Annotated in this window: 14 protein-coding genes; 11 read left to right on the plus strand and 3 right to left on the minus strand. The window is 61.0% G+C overall.

Translation table 11 applies throughout. The annotated features are described in order from the left end of the window. The first annotated feature begins 107 nt into the window (after positions 1–107). Positions 108–827, plus strand: a complete 720-nt coding sequence (locus tag J2Y39_RS07680) for a FadR/GntR family transcriptional regulator (protein WP_024013185.1) — start codon at positions 108–110, stop codon at positions 825–827. A gap of 264 nt (positions 828–1091) precedes the next feature. On the opposite strand, the gene J2Y39_RS07685 is transcribed toward J2Y39_RS07680, so the two are convergent. Both J2Y39_RS07685 and J2Y39_RS07690 read right to left on the minus strand, forming a co-directional pair. Beyond that, positions 1092–3476 (minus strand): RND family transporter, encoded by a 2385-nt coding sequence (locus tag J2Y39_RS07685; RefSeq protein ID WP_024013186.1) that lies wholly within the window; start codon positions 3474–3476, stop codon positions 1092–1094. Continuing rightward, positions 3473–4516, minus strand: coding sequence for a YCF48-related protein (locus J2Y39_RS07690; protein ID WP_310216427.1), 1044 nt, complete (start codon positions 4514–4516; stop codon positions 3473–3475). Before J2Y39_RS07690 ends, J2Y39_RS07685 begins: the two co-directional genes overlap by 4 nt. 461 nt (positions 4517–4977) lie before the next feature. On the opposite strand from J2Y39_RS07690, the gene J2Y39_RS07695 reads away from it, so the two are divergent. From J2Y39_RS07695 to J2Y39_RS07725, 7 genes are all read left to right on the plus strand, one after another. Then, entirely contained in the window at positions 4978–5568 is a 591-nt protein-coding gene (locus tag J2Y39_RS07695) for an amino acid synthesis family protein (RefSeq protein WP_007968626.1), read from the plus strand. A 31-nt stretch (positions 5569–5599) separates the two neighbouring features. Then, positions 5600–6433 carry an alpha/beta fold hydrolase gene (locus tag J2Y39_RS07700; RefSeq protein ID WP_071172700.1) on the plus strand — a complete coding sequence of 278 codons (834 nt, stop codon included), beginning with the start codon at positions 5600–5602 and terminating at the stop codon, positions 6431–6433. Next, a complete protein-coding gene (locus J2Y39_RS07705; RefSeq protein ID WP_310216430.1) occupies positions 6430–7911 on the plus strand; it encodes an aldehyde dehydrogenase in 1482 nt (493 codons plus the stop codon). The genes J2Y39_RS07700 and J2Y39_RS07705 overlap by 4 nt, the downstream gene beginning before the upstream one ends. A 12-nt stretch (positions 7912–7923) precedes the next feature. Then, positions 7924–8409 (plus strand): flavin reductase family protein, encoded by a 486-nt coding sequence (locus tag J2Y39_RS07710; protein WP_056789390.1) that lies wholly within the window; start codon positions 7924–7926, stop codon positions 8407–8409. 131 nt (positions 8410–8540) lie between these two features. Then, positions 8541–8930 carry a carboxymuconolactone decarboxylase family protein gene (locus J2Y39_RS07715; RefSeq protein WP_007968634.1) on the plus strand — a complete coding sequence of 130 codons (390 nt, stop codon included), beginning with the start codon at positions 8541–8543 and terminating at the stop codon, positions 8928–8930. Between the two features lie 57 nt (positions 8931–8987). Further along, the gene (locus J2Y39_RS07720; protein ID WP_042606770.1) at positions 8988–9752 is read left to right on the plus strand and encodes a GntR family transcriptional regulator; all 765 of its coding nucleotides are present in this window, start codon (positions 8988–8990) and stop codon (positions 9750–9752) included. A gap of 1 nt (position 9753) precedes the next feature. Next, positions 9754–10317: an NUDIX hydrolase gene (locus J2Y39_RS07725; RefSeq protein WP_310216435.1), complete on the plus strand. Its 564-nt coding sequence runs from the start codon at positions 9754–9756 to the stop codon at positions 10315–10317. Between the two features lie 123 nt (positions 10318–10440). Here the strand turns inward: J2Y39_RS07725 and J2Y39_RS07730 are convergent, their stop codons facing one another. After that, the gene (locus J2Y39_RS07730; RefSeq protein WP_305380929.1) at positions 10441–10737 is read right to left on the minus strand and encodes a DUF1330 domain-containing protein; all 297 of its coding nucleotides are present in this window, start codon (positions 10735–10737) and stop codon (positions 10441–10443) included. A gap of 68 nt (positions 10738–10805) precedes the next feature. On the opposite strand from J2Y39_RS07730, the gene ribBA reads away from it, so the two are divergent. The 3 genes from ribBA to J2Y39_RS07745 all read left to right on the plus strand — a co-directional run bounded on the left by ribBA (position 10806) and on the right by J2Y39_RS07745 (position 14203). Next, a complete protein-coding gene (ribBA, locus tag J2Y39_RS07735; protein WP_016775017.1) occupies positions 10806–11915 on the plus strand; it encodes a bifunctional 3,4-dihydroxy-2-butanone-4-phosphate synthase/GTP cyclohydrolase II in 1110 nt (369 codons plus the stop codon). Positions 11916–12272: 357 nt separating this feature from the next. Beyond that, complete coding sequence (locus J2Y39_RS07740; protein WP_016775018.1) at positions 12273–13298, plus strand: ABC transporter substrate-binding protein; 1026 nt, start codon at positions 12273–12275, stop codon at positions 13296–13298. Beyond that, entirely contained in the window at positions 13295–14203 is a 909-nt protein-coding gene (locus J2Y39_RS07745; RefSeq protein WP_310217333.1) for an ABC transporter permease, read from the plus strand. Before J2Y39_RS07740 ends, J2Y39_RS07745 begins: the two co-directional genes overlap by 4 nt.

Raw genomic sequence — 14203 nt, forward strand, 5'->3', positions numbered from 1 at the left:
TCGCGAGCAGGCTCGCTCCCACAGTTGCTTTTGCGTATCGCCTCAAATCTGTGCCGTGCCTGCTATGATGCGCGGCATCTCCATCGCTCAGGATCGCGCCACTCCCCATGGATTACCGCAAACCTTCCGACCGTAAAAGCATGCACTCGCGCATCGTCCAGGAACTGGGCATGCAGATCGTCTCCGGACGCTTTTTGCCCGACGACAAACTGCCCGCCGAAGCCCTGCTTTGCGAGGAGTACGCGGTCAGTCGCCCGGTATTGCGCGAAGCCACGCGGGTGCTGGTGGCCAAGGGTCTGGTGTATTCCAAACCGCGCGTCGGCACCGTGGTCAAGGCTCGCCGCGAATGGCACATGCTCGACCCGGACGTGCTGCACTGGCTGATGCAAAGCAGCCCGCAGAATGAATTCTTCAACGTGCTGACCAGCGTGCGCAGCATCATCGAGCCGGCAGCGGCCGCCCTCGCCGCTCAGCATGCAACCGATGCCGACATCGCCGCGATCAACGAAGCCTACCAACGCATGGAAGCCGCGCCGACTCCGGAAGCGCTGTTGCAGCCGGACCTGGACTTCCACAGCCGCATCGCCGATGCGACGCACAACGACCTGCTGGCGAACCTGTGCAACATGTTGGCGGTAGCGATTGCCGAGGCGTTGAAGCATTCCAATCAACGGCCGAATCTGCATGAACTGGCGTTGCCGCGACACAAGGCGATCCTGACGGCGATCGAGAACCGCGATGCCCTGGGTGCCCGGCATGCGACGCTGGTGCAGTTGGATGATGCGCGCAGTGCGTTGAGTGTGGTGCTTGGCGCTGAGCTTTCTTAGGGCTTGAGACCGCTTGCCCTCACCCTAGCTCTCTCCCAGAGGTAGAGGGGACCGATTGGGGAATATTTGAGATTTACGCCGACTTGAACGTTCTGCTGTGAATCCATAACCGACTCGGTATCTCAGGCCGATATATCTAGCCGCACCCCTCGGTCAGTCCCCTCTCCCTCCGGGAGAGGGCTAGGGTGAGGGGCTCTTGATCTTGATTCACAAAAAAAGCCGCAACCCCTCAAGGTTGCGGCTTTGTCGTTTCAGGCCTTCAGATCAGTGGGCAAACAGCGAATTGCCCTTCTGCCCCGCCAGCTTCTCCGGCTTGATCAGGAACTTGGCCAGCGCCGGCAGCAGCCACAGCGCGCCGAACATGTTCCACAGCAGCATGAAGGTCAGCATCAGGCCCATGTCGGCCTGGAACTTGATCGCCGAGAAGATCCATGTGCACACGCCGATCGCCAGGCACAGGCCGGTGAACAGCACCGCTTTACCGGTGGACTTCAGGGTCTGGTAATAGGCTTCCTGCAACGGCAGCCCAGCACGCAGGAAACTTTCCAGGCGGCTGTAGATGTAGATGCCGTAGTCCACGCCGATCCCCACGCCCAACGCCACCACCGGCAGCGTCGCGACTTTCACGCCGATGCCCATGAACGCCATCAGCGCGTTGCCGAGGACCGAGGTGAGCACCAGCGGCAAGACGATGCACAGGGTCGCTGCCCATGAGCGGAAGGTGATCATGCACATCACCGCCACGCAGATGTACACCAGGATCAGAATGGTCAGCTCAGCCTGTTTGATGACTTCGTTGGTGGCCGCTTCGATCCCGGCGTTACCGGCAGCAAGGATGAATTCCAGACCGTCCTTGTTGTTTTCCTTGGCGAACTCCTGCACCGCGTTGACCGCACGATCGAGGGTCTCAGCTTTGTGATCGTTGAGGAACACCAGCACTGGCGCCAGCGAGCAGCTGTTGTTGTACAGGCCATCGGCGCGGGCGATCGAGTTGTTCAGTACGTCCGGGTTGCGCGACAGGGTTTCCCATTTCAGGTTGCCCTCGTTCATGCCCTTGATCATCTGCTTGGACACGGTCACCAGCGAGATCGCCGACTGCACGCCCTCGGTGTTCTGCATCTTCCACATCAGCTGATCGATCGGCGCCATGGCTTCGTAGCGCGAGCAGCCTTCAGCTTTGGTCTTGACCATCACCACCAGCACGTCGGAGCTGGTCGAGTAGTTGCTGATGATGAAGTTGTTGTCCTTGTTGTAGCGCGAGTCCGGACGCAGTTCCGGCGCGCCCTGGTCGAGGTCGCCGATCTTCAGGTTCTGGCTGTACCAGAGGCCGCCACCGAAGGCGATCAGCGCCAGCGCTACCGAAATCGGCGCGACTTTCGGGCTGGCGAAGTTCGACAGCAGACGCCAGAACGGGTGCTCGCGGTTGGCGTCCTTCTTGCTCTTGGCAATCGCGCGCTTGCTGATGCCGACATAGGAAATCGCCACCGGCAGCAGGATCAGGTTGGTGAACACGATCACCGCAACGCCGATGGACGCGCCGATGGCCAGTTCACGGATCACCCCGATGTCGATGATCAGCAGGGTAATGAAGCCCACCGCATCGGCCAGAATCGCGATCATCCCCGGCAGGAACAACTGGCGGAAGGTGCGCCGCGCAGCGGTCAGGGCGTTATCGGCCTCGCTGGATTGCAGGGCGATACCGTTGATTTTCTGCACGCCGTGGGAAATGCCGATGGCGAAAATCAGGAACGGCACCAGCATCGAATACGGGTCGAGCCCGAAGCCGAAGAAGTGCATCAACCCGAGCTGCCAGACCACCGCCACCAGCGTCGTGCTCAACACCGCGATGGTGCTGCGCAGGCAGTTGGTAAACCACAGCAGCAGGATCAGGGTGATGACGAAAGCGACACCGAAGAACAGCACCACCATCACCAGACCGTCGATCAGGTCGCCGACCTTCTTGGCGAAACCGACGATGTGGATCTTGATGTTGGGGTTCTGCGCTTCGAACTTGTTGCGGATCTTGTCTTCGAGCTCATGGGAGAACTGGCGATAGTCCAGCGCCAGCAACTTGCCCTGATCCTGCGGGTCCGGGTAGGCCTCCAGCAGCGGGATGTCGACGATGCTCGACTTGAAATCGTTGGCTACCAGACGCCCGACCTGGCCGGACTTGAGCACGTTGTTGCGCAGCAGATCGAGACTGTCTTGAGAGCCGTTGTAGCTCTGCGGAATCACTTCACCGCCGGCGAAACCCTCTTCGGTCACTTCGGTCCAGCGTACGCTCGGGCTCCACAGCGATTTGAGGCCGGAACGATCGACGCCGGAAATGTAGAACACTTCGTCGTTGATCTGGCGCAGGGTCTCCATGTACTCCTTGGAGAAGATGTCGCCGTCGGTGGCTTCCACCGAAATACGCACGGTGTTGCCGAGGTTCGCCAGATCGTTGCGGTGCTCCATCATCTTTTCGATGAAGGGATGCTGCAGCGGGATCATTTTTTCAAAACTGGTCGACGGCCGGATCAGCGTGGCCTGCCAGAACAGGAAAATGCTCACCACCAGGCAGATCAGGATCACGGCCGGACGGTTGTTGAAGATCAGGCGCTCGAGAACCGTCGCCTTTTCCTGCTGAGGAGTGATCAAGGAAGTCATAGCCCCGCCTTCTTGTTATTGGTCTCGGCACCGTTTGGCTGGGTGATGTGCAAACCACCCTGCCCGGTCAGAATCAGGTTGCCGTTGCCGGCGGCGGTGACTGACGACAGCGAAATGCGATCCGGGCGGTTGAACACGCTGAAGGTTTCGCCGTTGTTACTGCTGCTGATCACCGAACCGCCGTTACCGACGATGACGATCGAGCCGTCTTCCAGCAGCGTGCCGCCAGACAGACCGAACTCCAGCGCACCACGTGCAGCTTTGAGTTCGACCTGCTCCCAGTTGCTGCCGAAATCAGCGGAGCGATAAAGGTTGCCGCGCAAGCCGTAAGCCAGGAGGGTCTGCGGTTGCGCTGTGCCGATCACGCCGAACAGTGAACCTTCGTACGGGCCTTCAAGCTTTTCCCAGGTCTGGCCGTCATCGGCGGAGCGGAACATGCTGCCGGACTCGCCGACGATGAACAGCCCGGCGTCTTTCACGGCGGCGATGGCGTTGAGGTGGAACTGGTCTTCGTTGTCGAGGCGATCGCTGACGTCTTCCCAGTGCTTGCCGCCGTCGGTGGTTTCCAGCAGCGTGCCGTAGGCGCCCACGGCAAAGCCGCTGCTGGCGTCCTTGAACCAGACGTCGAGCAGCGGCGATTCGCGTGCGAGGTCTTCGAATTGTTTGGTCCAGGTCAGACCGCCGTCTGCGCTGGCGAGAATTTGTGCGTCGTGGCCCACGGCCCAGCCGTTTTTGTCATCGACGAAATACACGGCAGTGAGCAGTTGCCGGGTCGGCACCTTGGCCTGGGTCCAGGTTTTGCCCTGGTCATCGGAATAGACGATGTGCCCGCGATCGCCGACCGCGACAAGACGCGCGCCAGCGTGGACGACATCAAGAATCAGGCTTTTTGCGGCCTTGGCCGATTCGGTGGCATAGACCACGTCAGCCGGGGCCTCGGCGGCAATCACAGGTGCCGATAACGTGGCGAAGCCCAGCAGCGAGAGTGCTGTGGCCAGCAACGCGGTGTTGCGTAACGCCGGCGGGCGGCAACGACTCATAGACCTTCCCCTATTTATTATTGTTGGGCCATCGGGCCTTCAAGGGCGCCGCAAGGGTGCTCGGCTACTGGCGTTTCAGAAGCATAGTCCTGAAACCCGCAATCCAGAGCCCCTTCGGAAGCTGGCTCATCCTATCGGGCTTTGCAAATGTCTGACAATCGGCGCCGCGTTATCTTTTGTTAACCGAAAGCGGCTCTCTGTAACCCATCATTTTCCCTGTGGGAGCGAGCCTGCTCGCGAATGCGGTGTATCAGTCACCCTGTTTATTGGCTGACCCACCGCTTTCGCGAGCAGGCTCGCTCCCACAGGGTTTGTAGTGATGGTTGGTTTTGCGACAAAGGGTGAATGCGCAGCCATTCGTAGGATGGATGACGCAATTGTTGCGGAGGGGACTTGCAGGATCGGTATTATGGTATACCATCAGACGCACAGACACTCTCAATCCCCCAACGGAGCAGCTCATGAGTTTCGAAATTCGCAAGATCGTCAGCTATGTCGAAGAAACCTTCATCGAAGGCGGCAAGGCTACTGACAAGCCGGTGACCATGGTCGGCCTCGCCGTGGTGATGAAGAACCCGTGGGTGGGCAATGGTTTTGTCGAAGACCTCAAGCCGCAGATCCGCGCCAACTGCTCCGACCTCGGCGCCATGATGGTCGAGCGTCTGGTCGGCATCATTGGTGGCGCCGAGAAGATCGAGGCTTACGGCAAAGCCGCCGTGGTCGGCGCTGACGGCGAGATCGAACACGCCTCCGCCGTGATCCATACGCTGCGCTTCGGCAACCACTATCGCGAAGCGGTGAAAGCCAAGAGCTACCTGAGCTTTACCAACAAGCGCGGCGGTCCGGGCACGTCGATTCAGATCCCGATGATGCACAAGGACGACGAAGGCCTGCGTTCGCACTACATCACCCTGGAAATGCAGATCGAAGACGCGCCGCGTGCCGACGAAATCGTCGTCGTGCTGGGTTGCGCCGACGGTGGCCGCCTGCACCCGCGTATCGGCAACCGCTACATCGATCTGGAAGAACTGGCCGCCGAAAAAGCCCAGTAATCACAATAAAAAGGCATTGCAGGAGCGCTCCATGATTCGGCTCACCGCTGAACTCACCCCGGCTGGCACCAGTTACCTGGCGACCGGCCAAGGCCAGCCCGTGGTCTTGATCCACGGCGTGGGCCTGAACAAAGAAATGTGGGGCGGGCAGATTGTCGGCCTCGCCAGCCAGTACCAGGTGATCGCCTACGACATGCTCGGCCACGGCGCCAGTCCGCGCCCGGCCAGCGGCACCGACCTGCTCGGTTACGCCGATCAGTTGCTCGAGCTGCTCGATCACCTGAATCTGCCCCAGGCAGCGGTGATCGGTTTCTCCATGGGCGGTCTGGTCGCGCGGGCCTTCGCCCTGCACTACCCGGAGCGCCTGCAAAGCCTGGTGGTGCTGAACAGCGTCTTCAACCGCAGCGAAGAACAGCGTGCCGGTGTCATCGCGCGCACTGCGCAGGCTGCCGAACATGGCCCGGACGCCAACGCCGAAGCCGCTCTGTCACGCTGGTTCAGCCGTGAATATCAGGCGGCCAACCCGGCGCAGATCGCCGCGTTGCGCCAGACCTTGGCCAACAACGATCCGCAGGGTTACCTGACCACCTACGAATTGTTCGCCACCCAGGACATGTACCGCGCCGACGACCTGAGCAGCATTCAGGCGCCGACACTGATCGCCACTGGCGAGCTCGACCCTGGCTCGACGCCGGAAATGGCCGAGCAACTGGCCCGACGCATCCCCGGCGCGAAGGTTGCCGTGCTGCCCGAGCAACGGCATATGATGCCGGTAGAGTCGCCGCGTCTGGTCAATCAGATGCTGCTGGAATTTCTCCAATTCGCACACGCCCGACAAAACCATATAAAGGGGATCGTTGCATGACACTCGCACGCTTCCAGATGTGCATCGGCGGAGACTGGGTCGACGCCCTCTCCGGCAAGACCTTCGAAAGCCTCAACCCGGCCTCCGCGCAAGCCTGGGCGCAATTGCCCGACGCCGATGAAGCGGACGTCGAACGCGCCGTGCAAGCAGCGCAAACTGCTTTTGACAGCCCGGCGTGGCGCGGTCTGACCGCCACTGCGCGCGGCAAACTGCTGCGCCGCCTCGGTGATCTGATCGCAGAAAACAAGGAACACCTGGCGCAGCTGGAAAGCCGCGACAACGGCAAGCTGATCCGCGAAACCCGTGGCCAGGTCAGCTATCTGCCGGAGTTCTTCCACTACACCGCAGGCCTCGCCGACAAGCTTGAAGGCGGCACCCTGCCGCTGGACAAGCCCGATCTGTTTGCCTACACCGTGCACGAAGCCATGGGTGTGGTCGCCGCGATCATTCCATGGAACAGCCCGCTGTACCTGACCGCGATCAAACTGGCCCCGGCCCTGGCCGCCGGCAACACGATTGTGATCAAGCCGTCCGAGCACGCCTCGGCGACCATTCTCGAGCTGGCGCGTCTGGCCCTTGAAGCCGGGATTCCGCCGGGCGTGGTCAACGTAGTTACCGGTTACGGCCCGAGCACTGGCGCCGCCCTCACTCGCCATCCGCTGATCCGCAAGATCGCCTTCACCGGCGGCGCGGCGACGGCACGGCATGTGGTGCGCAGCAGCGCCGAGAATTTCGCCAAGCTGTCGCTGGAGCTGGGCGGCAAGTCGCCGAATATCATCTTCGCCGACGCCGATCTCGACAGCGCGATCAACGGTGCGATTGCCGGCATCTACGCGGCGTCCGGGCAGAGTTGCGTGTCCGGTTCGCGCTTGCTGGTGCAGGACGAAATCTACGACGAGTTCGTCAATCGTCTGGCCGAGCGCGCCCAGCGCATCCGCATCGGCAACCCACAGGAAGACAATAGCGAAATGGGGCCGATGGCCACCGCGCAGCAACTGGCGGTGGTCGAAGGTCTGGTCGCCGATGCGATCGCCGAAGGCGCGCGTTTGCGCACCGGTGGCAAGCGTCCGGCGGATCTCGGCGAAGGCTGGTTCTACGAGCCGACGCTGTTCGAGTGCGACCGCAATTCGATGAAGATCATGCAGGAAGAAGTCTTCGGCCCGGTGGCTTCGGTGATTCGTTTCAAAGACGAAGCCGAAGCACTGGCGATCGCCAACGACTCGCAGTTCGGCCTCGCTGCCGGCATCTGGACTCGCGATCTCGGTCGCGCCCATCGTCTGGCCCGCGATGTGCGCTCGGGGATTATCTGGGTCAACACTTACCGCGCAGTGTCGGCGATGGCGCCGATCGGCGGCTTCAAGAACAGTGGCTATGGACGCGAAAGCGGCATCGACTCGGTGCTGGCCTACACCGAACTGAAAACGGTGTGGATCAACCTCTCCCAGGCGCCAATGCCTGATCCGTTTGTGATGCGCTAGGAGTCCTGCGAAATGATCGAACCCGGCATTTACAAAGACGTCATGAGCTCGTTTCCGTCCGGCGTCACGGTGGTCACCACCCTCGACCCGGACGGCGGCATCGTCGGTATCACCGCCAGCGCGTTCAGCGCGCTGTCGATCGACCCGGCGCTGGTGCTGTTCTGCCCCAACTACGCCTCCGACACTTATCCGGTGCTGCGCGACAGCAAGAAGTTCGCCATCCATTTGCTCTCCGCCGAGCAGACCGCCGAAGCCTACGCGTTCGCCGGCAAGGGCAAGGAAAAGGCCAAGGGCATCGAGTGGCATTTGAGCGAACTCGGTAACCCGATTCTGGCCAAGGCGACGGCGATCATCGAGTGCGAGTTGTGGCGTGAGTACGATGGTGGTGATCACGCGATCATTGTCGGCGCAGTGAAGAACCTGATCCTGCCCGAGCAACCGGTGACGCCGATGATCTACCACAAAGGCAAGCTCGGCCCGTTGCCGACTCTGGCCTGAAGCGACAATGCAAAACCCTGTGGGAGCTGGCTTGCCAGCGATGAGGGCTTAACATTCAACATTGATGTTGGCTGATAGTCCGCTATCGCTGGCAAGCCAGCTCCCACAGGGATTGAGGTGAGGCAAAGAATATGAGTAACGAAAAGTACGAAAAGGGTCTGAAAATCCGCACTCAGGTGCTCGGCGAAGCCTACGTGCAACGCTCGATCGAGAACGCCGACGATTTCACCCGTCCGCTGCAGGAAATGGTCACCGAATACTGCTGGGGCCATGTCTGGGGGCGTGAGGGTCTGTCGCTCAAGGAGCGCAGCATGATCAACCTGGCGATGATCTCGGCGCTCAACCGCCCGCATGAACTCAAGCTGCATGTGCGTGGCGCCTTGCGTAACGGCCTGAGTCGTGAGCAAATACGCGAAATTCTGCTTCAGGTCGGCATTTATTGCGGCGTTCCGGCGGCCGTGGACAGTTTCCGGCTGGCCCGTGAAGCCTTTGCCGAAGCCGACGCCGAGGCCTCCAGTTAACCCTCGGCTGTTTTGATGCCCGTCTGGCATGGACAGCCAAGCTCAAGAGCGGACCCCATGAAACGCCAGCCACTCGACGACAGCTTCAAGGTCAATCGCAACCCCGTTACCCTGCGCGAAATCGTGCTGGACAAACTGCGTAGCGCGATCATGAATTTCCAGCTCATGCCAGGCGATCGCCTGGTCGAACGCGACCTCTGTGATCGCCTCGGCGTCAGCCGCACTTCGGTGCGCGAAGCCTTGCGTCACCTCGAATCAGAAGGTCTCGTCGAATTCGCCGATGCCAAAGGCCCGCGCGTGGCCATCATCACCCTCGCCGATGCCGTCGATATCTACGAATTGCGTTGCGTGCTCGAAGGCTTGATCGTGCAGTTGTTCACCCTGCGTGCCAAAGCCAAGGACATCAAGGCGCTGGAAAAAGCCCTCGACGACAACCGCAAGGCGCTCAAGGATGGCGAGCTGCAACAGGTGATCGACTCGGTGCAGGGCTTCTACGACGTGCTGCTCGAAGGCTCGGGCAACCATGTCGCCGCCACGCAATTGCGCCAGTTGCAGGCGCGCATCAGCTATCTGCGCGCGACCTCGGTGTCCCAGGAAAACCGGCGCGGCGCAAGTAATCACGAGATGGAAAAAATGGTCGAGGCGATCAAGAGCGGCGATCCGCTGGCGGCGCATCAGGCGTGTGTCGATCACGTCCGCGCGGCGGCTGCCGTCGCTCTCGATTACCTCAAGCGCAAACAGGAAGAAACCGGCGTCGCCGTCAAAGGCACCCCGGCGATCACCCTGCCGATCGCGCTGAAAGAACCGCGCATAGGTCAATGACATGTTCAGCCCGAGCTTTTGCCCGAAATGCGGTGGCCCTGACCTCGGTCAGCAGACGCCGCCGGGTGATACGCACGAGCGCCTGATGTGCCGCGGCTGCGGCTATATCCACTACGTCAATCCGAAGATCATTGCCGGCTGCATCATTGAGCAGGAGGGCAAATACCTCCTGTGCCAACGGGCGATCCCCCCGCGCCCGGGCACCTGGACGCTGCCGGCCGGTTTCATGGAAAGCGGCGAAACCACCGAGCAGGCGGCGCTGCGCGAAGTCTGGGAAGAAAGCGGCGTGCGCGCGGAAATCGTCTCGCCGTATTCGATTTTCAGCGTGCCGAAGATCAGCGAGGTGTACATCATCTTCCGCGCCATCGCCCTGGAGATCACCGGGCAGTACGGGCCGGAGACCATGGATTACAAGTTCTTCGCCCCTGAAGAGATTCCGTGGGAGCAGATTTATTACCCGGCGATCCGGCAGATTCTCGAGCGCTATATCGAAGAGCGCCAGGCTGGGATTTACGGGATTTACATGGGTAATGATGACAGCGGCAAGATCCATTTCATGCGCTGATCACCACCTATACCCCTGTGGGAGCGAGCCTGCTCGCGAAGGCGTCGTGTCAGTCGATACAAATGTTGAATGATCGAACGCATTCGCGAGCAGGCTCGCTCCCACATAGTTTGGTGGTGTGGCTCAGTTCGGGGCGATGCCTTCTACGATGATGATCTCCGCCCTCGCCCATTCCTCGCGGTAACTTTTCGCCTCCTGATACGCCGCCGAGCGATAGCACGCCACGGCCTGTTCGTAGCTCTCGAACTCAATGATCACTGTGCGCTGCGGCGTCTGCCGGCCTTCCAGCGCTTCGCTGCGCCCGCCTCTGGCGAGAAACTTGCCGCCGAATGCGGCAATCGCCTGCGGGGTGCGCTGGGTGTATTGGCTGTAGTGCTCGGCATCGGCTATATCCACATGTGCAATCCAGTACGCCTTCATAGTGACCTCTTTGTTGATTTTGTATTATGGTATACCAATATATTTCCAACGAACCCTGAGAGTCCAGCATGGCCTTCAACAGCATCGAAGAAATCATCGAAGATTATCGCCTCGGCAAAATGGTCCTGCTGGTCGATGACGAAGACCGCGAGAACGAAGGCGACCTGCTGCTGGCTGCCGATCGCTGCACACCGGAGGCTATCAGCTTCATGGCCCGCGAAGCACGCGGGCTGATCTGCCTGACCCTGACCGACGAACATTGTCAGCGTCTGGGCCTGGAGCAAATGGTACCCGCCAACGGCAGTGTGTTCAGCACTGCATTTACCGTGTCGATCGAAGCGGCGGTCGGCGTGACGACCGGCATTTCCGCAGCAGATCGCGCGTGCACCGTGGCCGCCGCCGTCGCGCCAAATGCCCGCGCCGAAGACCTGGTGCAGCCCGGTCACATCTTCCCGTTGCGCGCCAAGGAAGGTGGCGTGCTGACCCGCGCCGGGCACACCGAGGCCGGTTGCGATCTGGCGCGCCTGGCCGGTTTCACCCCCGCCTCGGTGATTGTCGAAGTGATGAACGACGACGGCACCATGGCCCGCCGCCCGGATCTGGAGCAGTTCGCACGCAAACACGGGATCAAGATCGGCACCATTGCTGACCTGATCCACTATCGCCTGAGCACCGAGCACACCATCGAACGCATCGGTGAACGTGAGCTGCCGACGGTGCATGGCACCTTCCGTTTGATCACCTTCGAAGATCGCATCGAAGGTGGCGTGCACATGGCGATGGTCATGGGCGACCTGCGCCGCGAAGAGCCGACGCTGGTGCGCGTGCATGTGATCGATCCGCTGCGCGATCTGGTCGGCGCCGAGTACAGCGGACCGACGAACTGGACCCTCTGGGCAGCGTTGCAACGGGTCGCGGCGGAAGGTCATGGAGTTGTGGTCGTGCTGGCCAATCATGAATCGTCGCAGGCGTTGCTCGAACGCGTGCCGCAGCTGACCCAGCCGCCACGGCAGTTCAGCCGTTCGCAATCGCGGATCTATTCCGAAGTCGGGACTGGGGCGCAGATTCTGCAGAACCTTGGGGTTGGCAAGCTGCGCCACCTCGGTCCGCCGCTGAAGTACGCGGGGTTGACCGGGTATGACCTCGAGGTGGTTGAGAGCATCCCTTTCACTGAATAAGCCTGCTATCGATAATCCCCTGTGGCGAGGGGATTTATCCCCGTCGGGCTGCGAAGCGGCCCCGATTCCTGCCAACGCGATCCGCCAGAAATATCGCATGTCCCGCTTTCAGGGCTGCTCCGCAGCCCAACGGGGATAAATCCCCTCGCCACAGTTTCATTCGCTACACATTTGGATGAAGGCCGGAAAAACAGATCCGCCAGATAACCGGTAAGGCAAAGTGCTTGCACAAAGTTTGGAATACCATAATATGATATTCCATAGACCGGACGACCTGAAAAAGCGTCCAGCTACTGCTCCCGACAGGCGGGCAACAACGCAAGGCCCGCTCAAAAACACAACAATGAGGGCGTGAACATGGTGTTGAACAAAGCTGCAACCGCGATCTTTTTCGCGGGACTGCTCAGCGTTACCGGCCAGGCTGCAATGGCTGCCGAAAGCGTGAATTTTGTAAGCTGGGGCGGTAGCACCCAGGATGCGCAGAAACAGGCCTGGGCCGATCCGTTCAGCAAGGCCAGCGGCATCACCGTCGTCCAGGACGGCCCCACCGACTACGGCAAACTCAAGGCCATGGTCGAAAGCGGCAACGTGCAGTGGGACGTGGTCGATGTCGAAGCCGATTTCGCCCTGCGCGCCGCTGCCGAAGGCCTGCTCGAACCCCTCGATTTCAAAGTGATCCAGCGCGACAGGATCGACCCGCGCTTTGTCAGCGATCACGGCGTCGGTTCGTTCTTCTTCTCCTTTGTCCTCGGCTACAACGAAGGCAAGCTCGGCGCCAACAAGCCGCAGGACTGGAGCGCGCTGTTCGACACCAAGACCTACCCGGGCAAGCGCGCCCTGTACAAATGGCCAAGCCCCGGCGTGCTCGAACTGGCGCTGCTGGCCGACGGCGTTGCGGCTGATAAGCTCTACCCGCTGGATCTGGATCGCGCCTTCAAGAAACTCGACACCATCAAGAAAGACATCGTCTGGTGGGGCGGCGGCGCGCAGTCGCAGCAACTGCTGGCGTCCGGCGAAGCGAGCATGGGCCAGTTCTGGAACGGTCGGGTGCACGCCCTGCAGGAAGACGGCGCACCGGTCGGCGTGAGCTGGAAGCAGAACCTGGTCATGGCCGACATTCTGGTCATCCCCAAAGGCTCGAAAAACAAAGATGCGGCGATGAAGTTCCTCGCCAATGCCAGCAGCGCCAAAGGTCAGGCCGACTTCTCCAACCTGACCGCCTACGCGCCGGTCAACCTCGACAGTGTGGAGCGTCTGGATTCGACGCTGGCCCCCAACCTGCCGACGGCTTACGCCAAGGATCAGATCACCCTTGATTTCGCTTACTGGGCCAAGAACGGTCCGGCTATCGCGACACGGTGGAACGAATGGCTGGTCAAATGAAAATCGCGGCCACTGCGCCTCGTCCTTCCACTGCCACCGGGAGCGCCGCCGGCGCTGCCGGTTCGGCTTTCAAGCAACGCTGGCGCGGCGCCGGCAACCTCGTCCCGGCGCTGCTGTTCCTCGGCCTGTTCTTTCTCGCGCCGTTGATTGGCCTGCTGTTGCGCGGTGTGCTCGAACCTGTGCCGGGTCTCGGCAACTACGAACAGTTGTTCGCCAATTCGGCCTATGCGCGGGTGCTGCTCAACACCTTTTCGGTGGCCGGGCTGGTGACGCTGTTCAGCCTGCTCTTGGGCTTTCCGCTGGCCTGGGCGATCACCCTGGTGCCGCGCGGCTGGGGGCGCTGGATCCTCAACATCGTGCTGCTGTCGATGTGGACCAGCCTGCTCGCCCGCACCTATTCTTGGCTGGTTTTGCTGCAAGCCTCGGGCGTAATCAACAAGACCTTGATGGCCATGGGCATCACCGATCAACCGCTGGAGATGGTGCACAACCTCACCGGCGTGGTGATCGGCATGAGCTACATCATGATCCCGTTCATCGTACTGCCGTTGCAGGCGACCATGCAGGCCATCGACCCGATGATCCTGCAGGCCGGCTCGATCTGTGGCGCCAGTCCGTGGACCAACTTCTTCCGGGTGTTCCTGCCGCTGTGCCGGCCGGGTCTGGCGTCCGGCGGTTTGATGGTGTTCGTAATGTCGCTCGGTTACTACGTCACCCCCGCGCTGCTCGGCGGGGCGCAGAACATGATGCTGCCGGAGTTCATCATTCAGCAGGTGCAATCGTTCCTCAACTGGGGCCTGGCCAGTGCCGGCGCCGCGTTGCTGATCGCAATCACCCTGGTGCTGTTCTACTTCTACCTGAAGCTTCAACCGGAATCCCCGGTTGGCGCCAGTAACGCGAGGTAA

This window comes from Pseudomonas sp. 2957, from assembly GCF_031456345.1.
GTDB lineage: Bacteria > Pseudomonadota > Gammaproteobacteria > Pseudomonadales > Pseudomonadaceae > Aquipseudomonas > Aquipseudomonas siliginis.

Excerpts from the sequence above, each read along its gene's own strand:
- J2Y39_RS07680 (WP_024013185.1), top strand. The coding sequence starts at position 108 with ATGGATTACCGCAAACCTTCCGACCGTAAAAGCATGCACTCGCGCATC.
- J2Y39_RS07685 (WP_024013186.1), bottom strand. The coding sequence starts at position 3,476 with ATGACTTCCTTGATCACTCCTCAGCAGGAAAAGGCGACGGTTCTCGAG.
- J2Y39_RS07690 (WP_310216427.1), bottom strand. The coding sequence starts at position 4,516 with ATGAGTCGTTGCCGCCCGCCGGCGTTACGCAACACCGCGTTGCTGGCC.
- J2Y39_RS07695 (WP_007968626.1), top strand. The coding sequence starts at position 4,978 with ATGAGTTTCGAAATTCGCAAGATCGTCAGCTATGTCGAAGAAACCTTC.
- J2Y39_RS07700 (WP_071172700.1), top strand. The coding sequence starts at position 5,600 with ATGATTCGGCTCACCGCTGAACTCACCCCGGCTGGCACCAGTTACCTG.
- J2Y39_RS07705 (WP_310216430.1), top strand. The coding sequence starts at position 6,430 with ATGACACTCGCACGCTTCCAGATGTGCATCGGCGGAGACTGGGTCGAC.
- J2Y39_RS07710 (WP_056789390.1), top strand. The coding sequence starts at position 7,924 with ATGATCGAACCCGGCATTTACAAAGACGTCATGAGCTCGTTTCCGTCC.
- J2Y39_RS07715 (WP_007968634.1), top strand. The coding sequence starts at position 8,541 with ATGAGTAACGAAAAGTACGAAAAGGGTCTGAAAATCCGCACTCAGGTG.
- J2Y39_RS07720 (WP_042606770.1), top strand. The coding sequence starts at position 8,988 with ATGAAACGCCAGCCACTCGACGACAGCTTCAAGGTCAATCGCAACCCC.
- J2Y39_RS07725 (WP_310216435.1), top strand. The coding sequence starts at position 9,754 with ATGTTCAGCCCGAGCTTTTGCCCGAAATGCGGTGGCCCTGACCTCGGT.
- J2Y39_RS07730 (WP_305380929.1), bottom strand. The coding sequence starts at position 10,737 with ATGAAGGCGTACTGGATTGCACATGTGGATATAGCCGATGCCGAGCAC.
- ribBA (WP_016775017.1), top strand. The coding sequence starts at position 10,806 with ATGGCCTTCAACAGCATCGAAGAAATCATCGAAGATTATCGCCTCGGC.
- J2Y39_RS07740 (WP_016775018.1), top strand. The coding sequence starts at position 12,273 with ATGGTGTTGAACAAAGCTGCAACCGCGATCTTTTTCGCGGGACTGCTC.
- J2Y39_RS07745 (WP_310217333.1), top strand. The coding sequence starts at position 13,295 with ATGAAAATCGCGGCCACTGCGCCTCGTCCTTCCACTGCCACCGGGAGC.